Raw genomic sequence first — 13,675 nt, 5'->3', positions numbered from 1 at the left:
TCTTTATCCTTGCATCTGCCGGGGTGAATCCGTACAATTCCGCACCCCAAACCAGCCGGGGGGAATGGCACTGCATTCTGTGCAGGCCGGAAAACTGGCTACTCCTTGTCTCACTGCCTCACTATTAATAGATAAGGCGGGAGACTTTAACCCGTAAGGAGCTATAAATGCGTCATTACGAAATCGTTTTTCTGGTTCACCCAGACCAAAGCGAACAAGTTCCAGCTATGGTTGAGCGTTACAGCTCTGCTATCAAAAACGATGGTGGCCAAGTTCACCGTCTGGAAGACTGGGGCCGTCGCCAATTAGCTTACTCAATCAACAAAGTGCACAAAGCCCACTACATTCTGATGAACGTAGAATGCTCTGAAGCTGTGTTGGAAGAGCTGACCACCAACTTCCGTTACAACGACGCCGTTTTGCGCAGCATGGTGTTGCGTGAAGATGCCGCTGTTACTGAAGAATCATTCATCATGAAGGCTGAGAAAGAAGGCCGCGAGCGCAAGGCACGTCCACCACGCGCTGAACGTCGTGATGACGCAGAAGACCTGTCTGACGAAGACGGTGTTGATGCAGATGATTTTGAAGAAGAGCAGGAGGTATAACCATGGCCCGTTTTTTCCGTCGTCGCAAATTCTGCCGTTTTACCGCTGAAGGCACCAAGCGCATCGATTATAAAGATGTTGAAACGCTGAAAGCTTACATCACCGAAACTGGCAAGATCGTTCCAAGCCGTATCACTGGCACCAAAGCTAAATACCAACGTCAGTTGGCTACTGCTATCAAGCGTGCTCGTTACCTGGCTTTGATTCCATACACTGACAGCCACGAGTAAGGGGTATAGAGATGGAAGTTATTCTGCTCGATAAAGTAGGCCGTTTAGGCGCTATTGGTGACAAAGTTACCGTTAAATCTGGCTATGGCCGTAACTACCTGTTGCCACAAGGCAAGGCTGTTGCTGCTACTGCTAAAAACATCGCTGAATTCGAAGCGCGTCGCGCTGAGTTGGAAGCTGCTGCTGCTGGCAAAATCGCTGGTGCTACTGCACGCGCTGAGAAATTGGCTGCGTTGGAAGTAACCATCGCTGCTAAAGCAGGTGACGAAGGCCGTCTGTTCGGTTCTATCGGCACGCGCGACATCGCTGAAGCAATTACTGCTGCTGGCGTTGAAGTTGCCAAGTCAGAAATTCGCTTGCCACAAGGTGTACTGCGTGAAATCGGTCAATACGAGATCGACGTTCAGTTGCATGCTGAAGTGATCCAAGCTGTTAAATTGGCTGTTGTTCCCGAGTAATAACCCGGAAGCAGTAGCATTGCGCGTCAGCATCTGCTGACAAGCAATATGAAATCGGGCACTATCGACAACCTTTTGGTTGAACCGCTAGTGTCCGATTTTTTTTGCACTTGAATTGACGAATAACTAAGCAAACCTATGCCTGAATCCAGTTTCGAATCATCCAGTTTTGAGGATCGCCTCGCCAGCGAGCTATCCAACCACGCTGCATTACCGCATTCGGTTGAGGCCGAGCAGTCAGTGCTGGGCGGGTTAATGCTCGATAACAATCGTCTGGATGCGGTGCTGGAAGTTGTTTCAGAGTCAGACTTCTTCCGCGACGACCACAAGCTCATCTTCCGCATGATGATTGAACTGCAGGAAGCTGGTCAGCCGCTCGATGTCATCACACTCTCTGAAGAATTGCACAAACACGATGAGCTGGAGCGCGTCGGCGGCTTGGGTTATCTGGTCGAGATGGCCAACAACACCCCGAGTGCTGCCAACATCGCCGCCTACGCCAAAATCGTGCGCGAACGCTCGACCCTTCGCCAGCTGATTGCTGCGGCGCAGGAAATCAGTAAATCGAGTATGAATCCGGCCGGTCTGGATTCTGATGACCTGCTCCAGCTCGCTGAAAAACGCGTCGCTGAAATCGCCGAGGATCGCCCGAAAGAAGGCGGTTTGGTGGGGGTGAACGAACTCCTCAAAGCCACGGTACAACGCATCGACGAACTCTTCCGTTCCGGCAGCGATATCACCGGTGTGCCCTCGGGTATTACCGATCTCGACCAGCGCACCTCAGGTTGGCAGCCGGGCGAATTGATTATTCTCGCCGCTCGTCCGTCTATGGGTAAAACTGCGCTTGCGCTCAACTTTGTAGAGGGTGCGCTCTTTAATCAGCTCAAACCGGTGCTGGTGTTCAGTATGGAAATGCCCTCGGCGGCGCTGGTGATGCGGATGATGTCCTCCATCGGCCGTATCGACCAGGGCAAGATGCGTAACGGTAAGCTCACCGAGGAGGATTGGCCGAAACTGTCATCCGCCGTTGCCAAAATGAAAGACAAACTATTGTTTATCGATGATACCGGTGGCTTGAATCCGCAGGAGATGCGCGCCCGTATCCGCCGTATCGCGCGCGAACACGGCAACCCCGGGATGATCATGGTCGATTACCTGCAGTTGATGACTGTAGCCGGTGGCGGTGAAGGTCGTACGCAAGAGATCTCGGAAATTTCGCGCTCGCTCAAAGGTATCGCCAAAGAATTTGAATGCCCGATGATCGCACTTTCGCAGTTAAACCGCGGTGTTGAGCAGCGCCCCAACAAGCGCCCGATGAACTCCGACTTGCGTGAATCCGGCGCCATCGAGCAGGACGCCGACGTAATCCTGTTTATCTACCGCGACGAATACTACAACGAAGACAGCCCGGACAAGGGCATGGCTGAGTTGATTATCGGCAAGCAACGTAACGGCGAAATCGGCACTTGCCGCGCCGCGTTTGTCGGCAAATACACCCGTTTCGATAACCTTGCACCTGAATATCTCCATCAAGGTGGTTATGAATAGCCAAGCCCGTCTACTGGATAAGCTCTGCGCCAATATCGCTCCTGGAAAACTGGAATGGATTGGTTTGCGCAGTGAACGGCGTGGCGAAGTGGTGGTCATCGATCAAGCCGAAGCGGTTGTAGGTCTGGGTTTAGTGGGCGATCACCGGATGAAAAAAACGCCGGGTTCCGCGCGCCAGGTTACGTTGATCAGTAGTGAATACATTGAGGCAATTTGCCGTCACACCGGACACTCCTCGATAGACCCCCGCCTGCTGCGCCGCAATCTGATGATCTCAGGTATGAACATGAATTTGCTGCGCTACCAGCGTTTGCAAATTGGCGATGTCATCCTCGAAACCAACGCCCTCTGCCATCCCTGTTCACGTATGGATGAAGCACTTGGCAAGGGCGGCACTGCCGCTATGTTTGGTTACGGTGGCTTGTGTGCGAAAGTGATTCAGGGCGGTGCTTTTAGCGTCGGGGACGCGGTTATTCGTTTGCCCGTAATCGATAGCCAAGAGCGACTTTTCCCTTAGTAAGGTAAATTGACTCGCGTGGAAAGCTTGGTCAATTTTTGATCTTAAAATGTACTTCTCTATCCTGACCGTGTATGATCGCGCGCCCGAATCCAAGCCTATTTCAAGGGCAGTTTGAGGCATGAATATGCAGGTTTTTCACCATATCCACTCCCTTCGTGAAGCCTTGGCTGCCGAGCGCAAAGCCGGTAAACGTATCGGATTTGTGCCGACTATGGGCAACCTGCACAATGCCCATATTGAGTTAGTGAAAATCGCCCAGCGCAGCTGCGATATTGTTGTGGCCAGTATTTTCGTCAATCCGCTGCAATTTGGTTTGAATGAGGATTGGGATAAATACCCGCGCACCCTCGCAGCGGATTCGGCCAAATTGGAGGCCGTGAGTTGTAATTACTTGTTCTGCCCCGATGAAAAAGAAATCTACCCTAATGGTATGGCCGAGCAGACCCGTGTAATCGTGCCGACCATGACCGACGTGCTCTGCGGTGCGAGCCGCCCCGGTCATTTTGAGGGCGTGACAACCGTAGTCACCAAGTTGTTTAATATTGTGCAGCCGGATGAAGCGGTGTTCGGGATCAAGGACTTCCAGCAGTTGGCGGTGATTCGCCGGATGGTGGAAGACCTGTGTATTCCGATTAAAATCACTGCCGGTGAGATCTTCCGCGAAACCGATGGTTTGGCGATGAGCTCGCGCAATGGGTTTATTACCCCGGATGAGCGCCCGAAAGTGGCGGTACTCAACCGCAGTTTGAATGCGATCAAGCAGGCGATAACTGATGGTCGCCGTGATTTTACGGTACTGGTGGACGAAGCGCGTACGCAGATTGAAGCGGCCGGGTTTCGGGTGGACTACATCAGTATTTGCAATAGCCGCACACTGGAAATGGCGGCACATGATGATCGGGAGATCACTATACTCGGCGCCATGTACACGCAAGGCGCGCGGTTAATTGACAACGTTTCTGTAGTGCTGGGCTAATTTTTAGCAGGCTACACAAGTGATTCCCCGGAGGATTCCATGCTTTCACATATGCTCAAAGCCAAGTTGCACATGGCCAAAGTCACCCAGGCGGAGCTGTGGTACGACGGTTCCTGTGCGATCGATGCCAATTTGGTTGCCCTTGCCGGCATGCGCGAATTCGAGCAAATCGATATCTACAACGTGAACAACGGCGAGCGCTTTCACACCTATATCATTCTTGCTGAGCCCGGTTCAGGTACTTTCTCGATGAACGGTGCGGCTGCGCGTAAAGTGGCAGTGGGCGATCGCGTGATTATTGCGACTTACGGCCATTTCACCGAAGCCGAGTTGATCAATCACAAGCCGAAGTTGGTGTATCTCAATGAAGATAACACCGTGAATCGCACGTCCAATACGATTCCTATGCAAGTCGCGTAGGGTTTGGATGGCGGGATTGAAAAGGGTCGCGATGCGGCCCTTTTTTGTCGTATTTACTGTGTCACTGGAGTAGGTATATGACCACTAAAGCAGACGATATTCTCAAGCGCTTTGATGATTTGCAGGCTGATGGTGAGCCTGAAAAAGAACACACGCTGCAAGAAAATGCCAAGGCACGTGCGCTCCATCCTGATCATATCAATGCCGGTACTGCGTTTGACTGGGAGGATATGGATGCCTACGCAAAAGAGCTGGATCGCCTGGATCGCGAAGGGCCGGGAATCAAGAAACCCTAATGGATAAGTTTTCCATTTTTACGCTTCATTGCAGTGCGAAATTTACACTTTTTGCACTGTTTTGGACAACGTTGTCATTGAGCTTTTAGCTCCAATCCTGCTAAGCTTGACCCCAGTTCACAGCGTGGATGTTGCGCGTCACCAATTTCATCCGTCGCTACCCTCTCGATCAATAACAAGATAACGGCAGTGAGATAAAACCATGTCAGAAGTACACCTGTACCCGGTTCCTGAAAGCTTCAAATCCAAGGCGGCGATCAATCTGGCGCGCTATAAGGAAATGTACGATCAATCGATCAATGCCCCCGACACTTTCTGGGCGGAGCAGGCAAAAACCTTCCTGACCTGGCAGCAACCCTGGTCACAAGTGACCAAAAGCGATTTGCGCAAAGGCGAAGTGAGCTGGTTTATCGATGGCAAACTGAACGTCAGCGTTAACTGTATCGACCGTCATTTGCCCGCCCGCGCCAACCAAACCGCCATTATTTGGGAAGGCGATGACCCTTCCGAAGACCAATTTATTACCTATCAAGAATTGCACGATCAAGTCTGTCGCCTTGCCAATGCCCTGCGCGAGCGCGGCGTGAAAAAGGGTGATCGTGTGTGCATCTATATGCCGATGATTCCCGAAGCGGCTTATGCCATGCTCGCCTGTACCCGTATCGGCGCAATTCACTCAATCGTATTCGGCGGCTTCTCGCCCGAAGCGTTAAAAGACCGTATCCAGGATGCGGAATGCCAAGTCGTGATTACATCAGACGAAGGCCTGCGTGGCGGCAAGCGCGTCCCACTGAAAAAGAATGCTGATATCGCATTGGCACAATGCCCCGGCGTCCATACCTGCATAGTGGTCAAGCGCACCGGTGGCGATATCGCTTGGGATGAAAAGCGCGATTTCTGGTACGAGGATCTCGTTGAGCGTCAGGCGAATGATTGTGAGCCAGAAGTCATGGACTCCGAAGACCCACTGTTTATCCTTTACACATCAGGCTCGACCGGCAAACCCAAAGGCGTATTGCACACTACCGGTGGCTACCTGCTGCAAGCGGCCATGACTCACAAGTATGTGTTCGATTATCAAGAAGGCGATGTTTACTGGTGTACTGCCGACGTGGGTTGGGTAACAGGCCACAGTTATATCGTCTACGGCCCGTTGACCAATGGCGCGACCACCCTGATGTTTGAAGGCGTGCCGACTTATCCTGATGCTTCCCGCTGCTGGCAAGTGATCGACAAACATGGCGTTAACAGTTTCTACACCGCACCAACCGCGATTCGTGCGTTGATGGGCGCAGGCAATGACTACGTCACCAAGACCTCGCGCGCCAGTTTGAAAATACTCGGCAGCGTAGGTGAACCGATCAACCCCGAAGCCTGGGAGTGGTACTACCGCGTAATCGGCGACAGCCGCTGCCCGATTATGGATACCTGGTGGCAAACCGAAACCGGCGCCCACATGCTCACCCCATTGCCTGGCGCGATTGACCTCAAACCCGGCTCGGCCACTGTCCCCTTCTTTGGTGTGCAGCCGGTATTGCTGGATGCGGAAGGCAAGGAGGTGGTAGGCGCAGGCGAGGGCAACCTCTGTATTAAAGCCGCTTGGCCAAGCCAAATCCGCACCGTGTATGGCGATCACCAGCGCTGTATCGACACCTATTACAGCACTTATCCCGGCTACTACTTCACCGGCGACGGCGCGCGTCGCGATGCCGACGGTTATTACTGGATCACCGGCCGCGTGGACGATGTGATCAACGTATCCGGTCACCGTATGGGCACGGCCGAAGTGGAAAGCGCATTGGTGTTGCACGATAAGGTTGCCGAGGCCGCAGTGGTTGGCTATCCGCACGATATCAAAGGTCAGGGCATTTACGCTTATGTCACTTTGATGGCGGGCGAGCAGCCAAGCGATGAGTTGAAAAAAGAATTGCTGGCGTTAGTGGTAAAAGAGATTGGCGCTATCGCGCGTCCGGATGTAATCCAGTGGGCACCGGGTTTACCGAAAACCCGCTCCGGTAAGATTATGCGCCGCATCCTTCGCAAAATCGCCGCCAATGAATTGGATTCGCTGGGCGATACTTCAACCCTCGCTGATCCGGCGGTGGTGAATGAGTTGATTGAGAATCGCGCTAATAAATAATTGCGCGAAGCAATAATTGATTGCTGTACTAAACAAAAAGGCCGCCTCACAAAGGCGGCCTCTTGTTTTTAAATTATTTTCTTAGTTGTTGCGGTGTTGGTTCTACTGTCTGAGTTCTGTTGCAGTCTTTAGGAGAATCGATATTTTTTTCAATAGTGGCGATAACACTTCTTACTCGCTGAATATTGCTGTACGAATCAACAATGATCAGGGTTTTTGCGTCCTCATAGGTAGTTAAATGACTGTACTGGGGAACTAACGGTCTTATGGTTGCAAGCACAGATCCGGCGCAGGATTTATCAAGTTTAATGTAGTCGGTGACAAACTCATCATCGTAATATTTCTTTCCCTTCTCAACGATGGGTGCTAAGGATCTCGCATCCCGCACGCTAACAATCTGTATGTAATCTTCTGAGGTAAATGCAGTGAATCCATTTATTTGCAGTTGTGCAAGTAGCTTTTTGTAATCAATTGGATTTTCGTTAAGGTTGGTCTGGATGCGTGTATCTCCGTTAAAACCTACCAAGATTTTTTTGCCGAGGTCTTTTTCCGCACGCGAAGCAAAGGTTTGCAGGCTCATTGCCGATTCATGGGGTTGATTTGCGGTTGGTGATTTTTGCTGAGGTGATGAGTTATCGGCAAATGGTTGCGCCAATGCCGCAAATGCAAAAGCACTAAATAGCATTCCAAAAATGAGCGATTTTTTTAGTGTCATAGTCGTAAATTCCTTCATCATTATTAGGCGATCTTTAAGTTCGCGGTGGTTTTCCAAAATACCCAGGCTATGAGCGAAGCCCAGAGGCTTTGAAGCGAGTTGGCTGACATTAATTAATGTCAGCCCATAATCATTTCTATCTTGCGGTGAAAGATGTGAAAGCACTTTTGCATCGCAGGCCATTTCCATGTCGGCTTTCATACGCTTACTGGCAAGCCAGATCAGTGGGTTAAACCAGTGTAGTAGCGTTATTCCGTAAGCTAACCAATTCCACAAGATATCGCGGCGATGGATATGAGCTAATTCATGTAACAGCACAAGTCTCAATTGGTTTTCTGTAAGTTGCCGCTCAATGCCAATGGGCAAAATAATGGCAGGTTTAAATAATCCCAATGTTAGTGGGCTGGATACCTTCGAGGAATATAGGAGGGGAATTTTTTGGCTAAACCCCAAAGTGTGTTGGGCGTTCTGCAACAGTAAGTAATCTTGTGAGGGGGCATTGGATGCCTTTTGCAGAACACGCTTAAACCGAAATAACTGCCAAGAAGTAATAAAAATTAACCCGCTGAAAATAAATATCCAAATAAGACTAAAGATGCTATGCGAAGTAAGTGAAGTGGTTGCTGAGTTAGGGGTTTGATGCAGATCATTTTCTATATTTGTCTGTGATATCTCTGCGGCGGCGGTTGGCGAAGTAATTATTTCCGATCCTGATGGATATGTAGCATTATTATCCATAGATGAAAATAATAATTCCGTGGGGCGAATATCAAAAGAAAATTGCCATCCGAACGGAATGCTCAAACACAGGAATAAACTCAGCCATAAACTATGGCGAGCACCTGCCGATAAATATTTTTTCAACCCATATTGCGCCAATAATAAAATAGCAATTAAGGGTAAGCTTTTGAGTGATGCAATCAGTAGCCAACCGGTAAATGAATTTATTTCCTGCATCAACTCGGCCATTATTTTTCTCCCTGATGATTTTCGTCTTGCAATAGGGCAATCAGCGCCTGTTTTTCTTCGTTGGTCAATTTTTGTTGGCGAGTGAAGTGCGCAATCATCGGCGTTAAGGCTCCATCAAACACTCGCTGCATAAACGATTGAGTTGCACTAGATTCACAATGCTCTCGTTCGTAAACGGGTTTGAAATGCTGAATGCCATCAATCACCTCATATCCAACCGCCCCTTTTTTTTGCAATCGAATCAACATGGTGCGTACTGTTTTGGGGTGCCACTGCGGTGTGAGTTCGGCAATTTGGTTTGCTGTGACAGGATTCTTATCCCACAGGATTTTCATCAAATCCCATTCGCTACCCGAGAGTTGTAGATCATCTGTGTCCATGAGTGCCTCAACATGATTTTGTTTTGGGGCTGGATTACATTTGTAATCGCGATAAAGATTACAGATGTAATCTCACCTGTGCAAGTCTTTTTTGGATGGGTGGGGCGCAGGTTGCTCGGGGGGTGGCAGCTTGGCAGCAACATCTAAAGGGTAAATTAGGGTAAAACCCCTGCCTCAAAAACTTACAACTGGCGCAGTATCGATATGTGTAAATTTCCGGCGCCATTTCGACTTCAGTGAGGACACTATGACGATAAAAATAATCCGGCGGGGCTTCATTTTTTTAGTGGGTTCAATTTTTCCATTGTTGGGCTGGGCGGCGCCTTTGGGGCAGTTCACGGGGCATCAGGATATAGGCGCAGTCAAACACAAGGGGGATACTATTTATGACCCCGCTTCCCAACAATATCGCATGAGCGGTTCAGGAAAAAACATGTGGGTGGGCGAAGACGAATTACATTACGCCTACACCCAACTGACGGGCGATTTTATTTTGCGTGCCCATGTTGCTTTTGAGGGAACAGGTGTCGATCCGCATCGAAAAATCGGTTGGAATTTACGCACCAGTCTCGATACGGGCTCACCCAATGTTCATGCAACAGTGCACGGTGATGGTCTAACCTCTTTGCAATTTCGCGCGAGCGCGGGCGGTGATACGCAAGAGTATCCGATGGCAATCAAAGCTCCCGATGTGATTCAGCTGGAGCGCCGTGGCGATACCTATATTATGAGCGCAGCAAAAATGGGGCAGCCGTTTCAGGTGACCTCAGTTTCCAATATCAAACTCGGTGAAAAAATTTATGCAGGTCTAAGTCTGTGCGCACACAATCCCGATGCAGTAGAGACAGCCGTTTTCTCCAATGTAAGAATTATCCTTCCCGCCGCAAAAGATTTTCGCCCCTATAAAGATTACATTGGCAGTAATCTGGAAATTATGGATATGAAAACCAAAAATCGGCGCATTGTGTATCGCTCGTCCGATTCGATTCAGGCTCCCAATTGGACGCAGGACGGTAAAACGCTGATTTATAATTCCAAAGGTTTATTATTTAATTTCGATATCAAAAGCGGCAAAAGCACGGTGCTGGAATCGGGTTTTGCAAACAACAATAATAACGATCACGTGCTTTCCTGGAGCGGCAAATTAATTGGTATTAGCCATCATGTTGCCGAGGAAAATAATCACTCGACGATTTATACCCTGCCGATAACAGGCTCCAAAAAGCCTACGCGTATTACTGCCAAAGGTGCTGGTCATTCTTACCTGCATGGATTTTCGCCGGATGATAAGTCCTTAATTTTTACCGGCGAGCGTAAAGGGCAATACGATATTTACAGTATCGATATTAAAACCGGCAAAGAGACTCAATTAACCGACACGCCCACTCTGGATGATGGCTCCGAATTCAGCCCTGACGGCAAGTATATTTATTTCAATTCCAATCGCACGGGCCTGATGCAGCTTTGGCGCATGCACGCGGATGGTAGCAATCAACAGCAGCTCACTTTCGACAATCATAACAACTGGTTTCCACATGTATCGCCTGACGGTAAGAAAATTGTTTTTCTGAGTTACATGGATGATATAGATCCAGGTGATCATCCTTTCTATCGCCATGTGTATCTGCGCGAAATGCCAGCGGAGGGTGGTGATCCGGAAATTATCGCTTATGTGTATGGCGGGCAGGGCAGTATCAATGTGCCCAGCTGGTCGCCCGACGGCTCCCAGATTGCGTTTGTCAGCAACACCCGCCTTTAAGGTGGGAGGCAGCGCATATCGCGATATGTGCTGCCTACACTGCTCCGGGTAATTTGCGCTACCAGTTCAGCGCCAAATCCTGCACAATTCTACCCCCGATCTTTTTGTTCCAGTCTATTTTTATGACCAATAAAACCCCCGATGCTGATCTTTTCCTTCAACAAATGAAGGATGTAAAACCCATCAAAGTGGAAGAAAAAGTCACCCTGGCATCCCCGCACCTGGATAAAACCAGCGTAGAAACCCGGCGCAAAGCGGCGACTGCCGAGCTTGCGAAAGATAAAAATTTCCTCTCGGGAGAATACATAGAGCCACTTGACCCGCTCGCGGTAATTGAGTTCAAGCGCGATGGTGTGCAGCACGGCGTTTACCGCAGTCTGCGTATGGGCAAATATCAGATTGATGCTCGGCTCGATTTGCACAATATGACCATCGAGCAGGCGCGCAGTGCGGTATTTCAGTTTGTGAAGGACTGCATGGCGCACGATATTCGCTGCGCGCTCATCACGCATGGCAAGGGAGAGGGGCGGGAGCAGCCAGCACAGCTTAAAAGTTGTGTGGCGCATTGGTTGCCGCAGCTGGATGAAGTTATGGCATTCCATTCAGCGCAAAAACGTCACGGTTGGCTCGGTGCAACCTATGTGTTGCTGCGTAAGAGTGAGAAGAAAAAGCAGGAGACTTGGGAGATGCACAATAAGCCTTGATTAAACCGGGTAGAGTAACAAATAGGTCAAGCACACCGTAAATTAAATAAAATCCAAATGAGGTGTCTATGTTTAAAAAATATTTTCTTCTTTTTGTCACGTTGTTGGGAATAACCACTTCAGCGCTGGCACAGCAAACAAATAAGCAGTTTGTATTAAACAATACTGAAATTATTCCTATCCATTCAAAAATAACCGGACGGGATCATGAATTAGTGGTGGTCTATCCCTCCAGCTACAAAACCAATCCCACTAAAAAATATCCCGTCCTCTATTATCTTGACGCTTATTGGGATACACCTTTGCTGGTTTCAACTTACGGAAATTTAATTTATGACAACCAGGTGCCTGAATTTATTATGGTGGGGTTGTCTTATCCTTCAACTGCGGATTACGGTAAAGAGCGGCGTATTGATTACACTTTTACTGCGGTGGATGAAAAATCGGGAAAGGCGAATCTGTTTTTGGATTTTATTCAAAAAGAAGTTGCCCCGCTTGTTGAAGCCCAATATCGCGGCGAAAAAACCGACCGCGTGATTGCAGGCAATTCACTGGGTGGATTGCTGACGCTGATTGCTGCCTATCAAGCACCTGGTTTTTTTTCCGGCTATATCGCCCTGAGCCCTGCGGTAGAGTGGGATAAACAAGCGCTTGTAAAAGTGGATAGCCACTATGCCAAAAAACATAAAGCTTTAAACGGACGCATGTTTATCTCCTACGGCACCACTGAATATCCCGCCTTTCGCGATCCAATCATCGACTTTCAAAAACAGCTGGCCGCACGCAAATATCAGGGTTTGGAGTTGCTTAATTATGCGATGGAAGGGCTTGATCACACCGGCATCAAAGGTGATGGTTATGTGCGCGGATTAATCTGGGTATGGAAGCCTAAAAAACCCGCCGGGCCAAGTGGCTTGGAGCGGGATATGACCAGCGCGAAATAATCGTGTTGGGATTGCAGCATTTATAGTTTTTATTGCGCTAGATCAAAAATCCTCTGGAAACAGCCATTGATAATGGTGGCTGTTTTAATAATAACGAAAGAGGAACCTGACGATGCTTAAAACACTCCTGGTCTATATTCATTTAATCGCCGCTTGCCTCGCCATCGGCGTTCTCCTTGTGCAAGACATTGCGCTCGCCAAATGGCGCGGGCGGGCGATGGATGCTGCCGCTATCGAGAATCTTCATCGCAACTCCGGTTTGGTCACGCTCGCACTGGTTGTGCTCTGGGTTTCAGGGTTGGTGATAGTGGCTATCGGCTACCTGGATAATCCGGCTTACCTAATGAACCAAAAACTCTGGGCTAAATTTACCGTCGTAAGCATACTGACGCTCAACGGACTATTTTTGCACCACTACAGTTTTCGCGTGTTAACGTCCCCCGCCGGTTTTATTGGTGCTAGTCGCATGGCGCAGTTTTTGGTGCTTGTCACTGCTGTGATATCGCTCGTGTCTTGGCTCTACTCATGTTATCTGGGTATCGCGCGCCCCTGGAACAATGTTGCACCCTATGCCTATGTGATGATTGTGTATTCGGTGGTGATGACTATCGCTCTAGCCATAGGGCTGGAGGTTTGGCGGGAACTGCGCAAAGAATTTCGTTTGCTCGCACACTAACCTGGGGTTGTAACAAAGGAGGCTTGTTAACGTATTATTTTTCCGCCCCTGCGCGCGTTCGTTTGTGGATTGAAATTCATTCGGACGCGCGCTTTGATGATATTGTCAGAGTGTTCACGCAGCCTTTCAGTAAAAAAGGTGCAATTATTTTTCGTGGCTTGGCGTATCCTTCAACTAATTTTGTAATCAAATCCGCATTATTTTTTTATCATTCTTAAATTGACGTTTAAATTTACGAATTGACTTATCCATACGTGACATTAATCACCCGCAAACATCTTTTACCTTCCGCCGTCACATAAAATCTATATAGTAAAGCTCCAATTAAATGTGGC

The 13,675-nt window shown here is 49.1% G+C and carries 15 protein-coding genes; 13 read left to right on the top strand and 2 right to left on the bottom strand.

Features of this window, described 5'->3' with window-relative positions; all coding sequences use genetic code 11:
* Nucleotides 1-167: 167 nt before the first annotated feature.
* The 9 genes from rpsF (at nucleotide 168) to acs (ending at nucleotide 7,193) form a co-directional block, all read left to right on the top strand.
* Nucleotides 168-605, top strand: coding sequence for a 30S ribosomal protein S6 (gene rpsF / locus J2X05_RS20145; protein ID WP_310076068.1), 438 nt, complete (start codon nucleotides 168-170; stop codon nucleotides 603-605).
* Between the two features lie 2 nt (nucleotides 606-607).
* Nucleotides 608-835 (top strand): 30S ribosomal protein S18, encoded by a 228-nt coding sequence (rpsR, locus tag J2X05_RS20140; RefSeq protein ID WP_007643439.1) that lies wholly within the window; start codon nucleotides 608-610, stop codon nucleotides 833-835.
* 11 nt (nucleotides 836-846) lie between these two features.
* Nucleotides 847-1,293: a 50S ribosomal protein L9 gene (rplI, locus tag J2X05_RS20135; RefSeq protein WP_310076060.1), complete on the top strand. Its 447-nt coding sequence runs from the start codon at nucleotides 847-849 to the stop codon at nucleotides 1,291-1,293.
* Between the two features lie 138 nt (nucleotides 1,294-1,431).
* Entirely contained in the window at nucleotides 1,432-2,841 is a 1,410-nt protein-coding gene (dnaB, locus tag J2X05_RS20130) for a replicative DNA helicase (protein ID WP_310076058.1), read from the top strand.
* Nucleotides 2,834-3,358, top strand: coding sequence for an MOSC domain-containing protein (locus tag J2X05_RS20125; RefSeq protein ID WP_310076055.1), 525 nt, complete (start codon nucleotides 2,834-2,836; stop codon nucleotides 3,356-3,358). Before dnaB ends, J2X05_RS20125 begins: the two co-directional genes overlap by 8 nt.
* Nucleotides 3,359-3,485: 127 nt before the next feature.
* Complete coding sequence (gene panC / locus J2X05_RS20120) at nucleotides 3,486-4,337, top strand: pantoate--beta-alanine ligase (protein ID WP_310076141.1); 852 nt, start codon at nucleotides 3,486-3,488, stop codon at nucleotides 4,335-4,337.
* Between the two features lie 39 nt (nucleotides 4,338-4,376).
* Nucleotides 4,377-4,757 carry an aspartate 1-decarboxylase gene (gene panD / locus J2X05_RS20115; RefSeq protein WP_310076052.1) on the top strand — a complete coding sequence of 127 codons (381 nt, stop codon included), beginning with the start codon at nucleotides 4,377-4,379 and terminating at the stop codon, nucleotides 4,755-4,757.
* Nucleotides 4,758-4,834: 77 nt separating this feature from the next.
* Entirely contained in the window at nucleotides 4,835-5,053 is a 219-nt protein-coding gene (locus J2X05_RS20110; RefSeq protein WP_310076049.1) for a hypothetical protein, read from the top strand.
* A 202-nt stretch (nucleotides 5,054-5,255) separates the two neighbouring features.
* On the top strand, nucleotides 5,256-7,193 hold the full coding sequence (gene acs / locus J2X05_RS20105) for an acetate--CoA ligase (protein ID WP_310076048.1): 1,938 nt from the start codon (nucleotides 5,256-5,258) through the stop codon (nucleotides 7,191-7,193).
* Nucleotides 7,194-7,266: 73 nt separating this feature from the next.
* On the opposite strand, the gene J2X05_RS20100 is transcribed toward acs, so the two are convergent.
* Together J2X05_RS20100 and J2X05_RS20095 are read right to left on the bottom strand one after the other, a co-directional pair.
* A complete protein-coding gene (locus tag J2X05_RS20100; protein ID WP_310076044.1) occupies nucleotides 7,267-8,877 on the bottom strand; it encodes a M56 family metallopeptidase in 1,611 nt (536 codons plus the stop codon).
* Nucleotides 8,877-9,257 carry a BlaI/MecI/CopY family transcriptional regulator gene (locus J2X05_RS20095; RefSeq protein WP_310076042.1) on the bottom strand — a complete coding sequence of 127 codons (381 nt, stop codon included), beginning with the start codon at nucleotides 9,255-9,257 and terminating at the stop codon, nucleotides 8,877-8,879. The genes J2X05_RS20100 and J2X05_RS20095 overlap by 1 nt, the downstream gene beginning before the upstream one ends.
* Nucleotides 9,258-9,504: 247 nt before the next feature.
* Here J2X05_RS20095 and J2X05_RS20090 point away from each other — a divergent pair, with 247 nt between their 5' ends.
* The 4 genes from J2X05_RS20090 (at nucleotide 9,505) to J2X05_RS20075 (ending at nucleotide 13,340) form a co-directional block, all read left to right on the top strand.
* Nucleotides 9,505-11,016: a TolB family protein gene (locus tag J2X05_RS20090; protein WP_310076041.1), complete on the top strand. Its 1,512-nt coding sequence runs from the start codon at nucleotides 9,505-9,507 to the stop codon at nucleotides 11,014-11,016.
* A gap of 122 nt (nucleotides 11,017-11,138) precedes the next feature.
* Complete coding sequence (smrA, locus tag J2X05_RS20085) at nucleotides 11,139-11,720, top strand: DNA endonuclease SmrA (RefSeq protein ID WP_310076038.1); 582 nt, start codon at nucleotides 11,139-11,141, stop codon at nucleotides 11,718-11,720.
* 68 nt (nucleotides 11,721-11,788) lie between these two features.
* On the top strand, nucleotides 11,789-12,664 hold the full coding sequence (locus tag J2X05_RS20080; protein WP_310076035.1) for an alpha/beta hydrolase: 876 nt from the start codon (nucleotides 11,789-11,791) through the stop codon (nucleotides 12,662-12,664).
* Between the two features lie 112 nt (nucleotides 12,665-12,776).
* Nucleotides 12,777-13,340 (top strand): DUF2214 domain-containing protein, encoded by a 564-nt coding sequence (locus J2X05_RS20075; protein WP_310076032.1) that lies wholly within the window; start codon nucleotides 12,777-12,779, stop codon nucleotides 13,338-13,340.
* Nucleotides 13,341-13,675 lie beyond the last annotated feature (335 nt).

This window comes from Cellvibrio fibrivorans (assembly GCF_031457055.1).
GTDB lineage: Bacteria > Pseudomonadota > Gammaproteobacteria > Pseudomonadales > Cellvibrionaceae > Cellvibrio > Cellvibrio fibrivorans.
The sequence above is the reverse complement of the archived record's forward strand: the minus strand, read 5'-3'. Positions and strand labels throughout refer to the sequence as shown.

What these genes read in the sequence shown, in the direction of transcription:
- J2X05_RS20095 (WP_310076042.1), bottom strand. Translation starts at nt 9,257, where the DNA reads ATGGACACAGATGATCTACAACTCTCGGGTAGCGAATGGGATTTGATG.
- J2X05_RS20075 (WP_310076032.1), top strand. Translation starts at nt 12,777, where the DNA reads ATGCTTAAAACACTCCTGGTCTATATTCATTTAATCGCCGCTTGCCTC.
- J2X05_RS20100 (WP_310076044.1), bottom strand. Translation starts at nt 8,877, where the DNA reads ATGGCCGAGTTGATGCAGGAAATAAATTCATTTACCGGTTGGCTACTG.
- panC (WP_310076141.1), top strand. Translation starts at nt 3,486, where the DNA reads ATGCAGGTTTTTCACCATATCCACTCCCTTCGTGAAGCCTTGGCTGCC.
- rpsR (WP_007643439.1), top strand. Translation starts at nt 608, where the DNA reads ATGGCCCGTTTTTTCCGTCGTCGCAAATTCTGCCGTTTTACCGCTGAA.
- rpsF (WP_310076068.1), top strand. Translation starts at nt 168, where the DNA reads ATGCGTCATTACGAAATCGTTTTTCTGGTTCACCCAGACCAAAGCGAA.
- J2X05_RS20090 (WP_310076041.1), top strand. Translation starts at nt 9,505, where the DNA reads ATGACGATAAAAATAATCCGGCGGGGCTTCATTTTTTTAGTGGGTTCA.
- J2X05_RS20080 (WP_310076035.1), top strand. Translation starts at nt 11,789, where the DNA reads ATGTTTAAAAAATATTTTCTTCTTTTTGTCACGTTGTTGGGAATAACC.
- smrA (WP_310076038.1), top strand. Translation starts at nt 11,139, where the DNA reads ATGACCAATAAAACCCCCGATGCTGATCTTTTCCTTCAACAAATGAAG.
- J2X05_RS20125 (WP_310076055.1), top strand. Translation starts at nt 2,834, where the DNA reads ATGAATAGCCAAGCCCGTCTACTGGATAAGCTCTGCGCCAATATCGCT.
- rplI (WP_310076060.1), top strand. Translation starts at nt 847, where the DNA reads ATGGAAGTTATTCTGCTCGATAAAGTAGGCCGTTTAGGCGCTATTGGT.
- J2X05_RS20110 (WP_310076049.1), top strand. Translation starts at nt 4,835, where the DNA reads ATGACCACTAAAGCAGACGATATTCTCAAGCGCTTTGATGATTTGCAG.
- panD (WP_310076052.1), top strand. Translation starts at nt 4,377, where the DNA reads ATGCTTTCACATATGCTCAAAGCCAAGTTGCACATGGCCAAAGTCACC.
- dnaB (WP_310076058.1), top strand. Translation starts at nt 1,432, where the DNA reads ATGCCTGAATCCAGTTTCGAATCATCCAGTTTTGAGGATCGCCTCGCC.
- acs (WP_310076048.1), top strand. Translation starts at nt 5,256, where the DNA reads ATGTCAGAAGTACACCTGTACCCGGTTCCTGAAAGCTTCAAATCCAAG.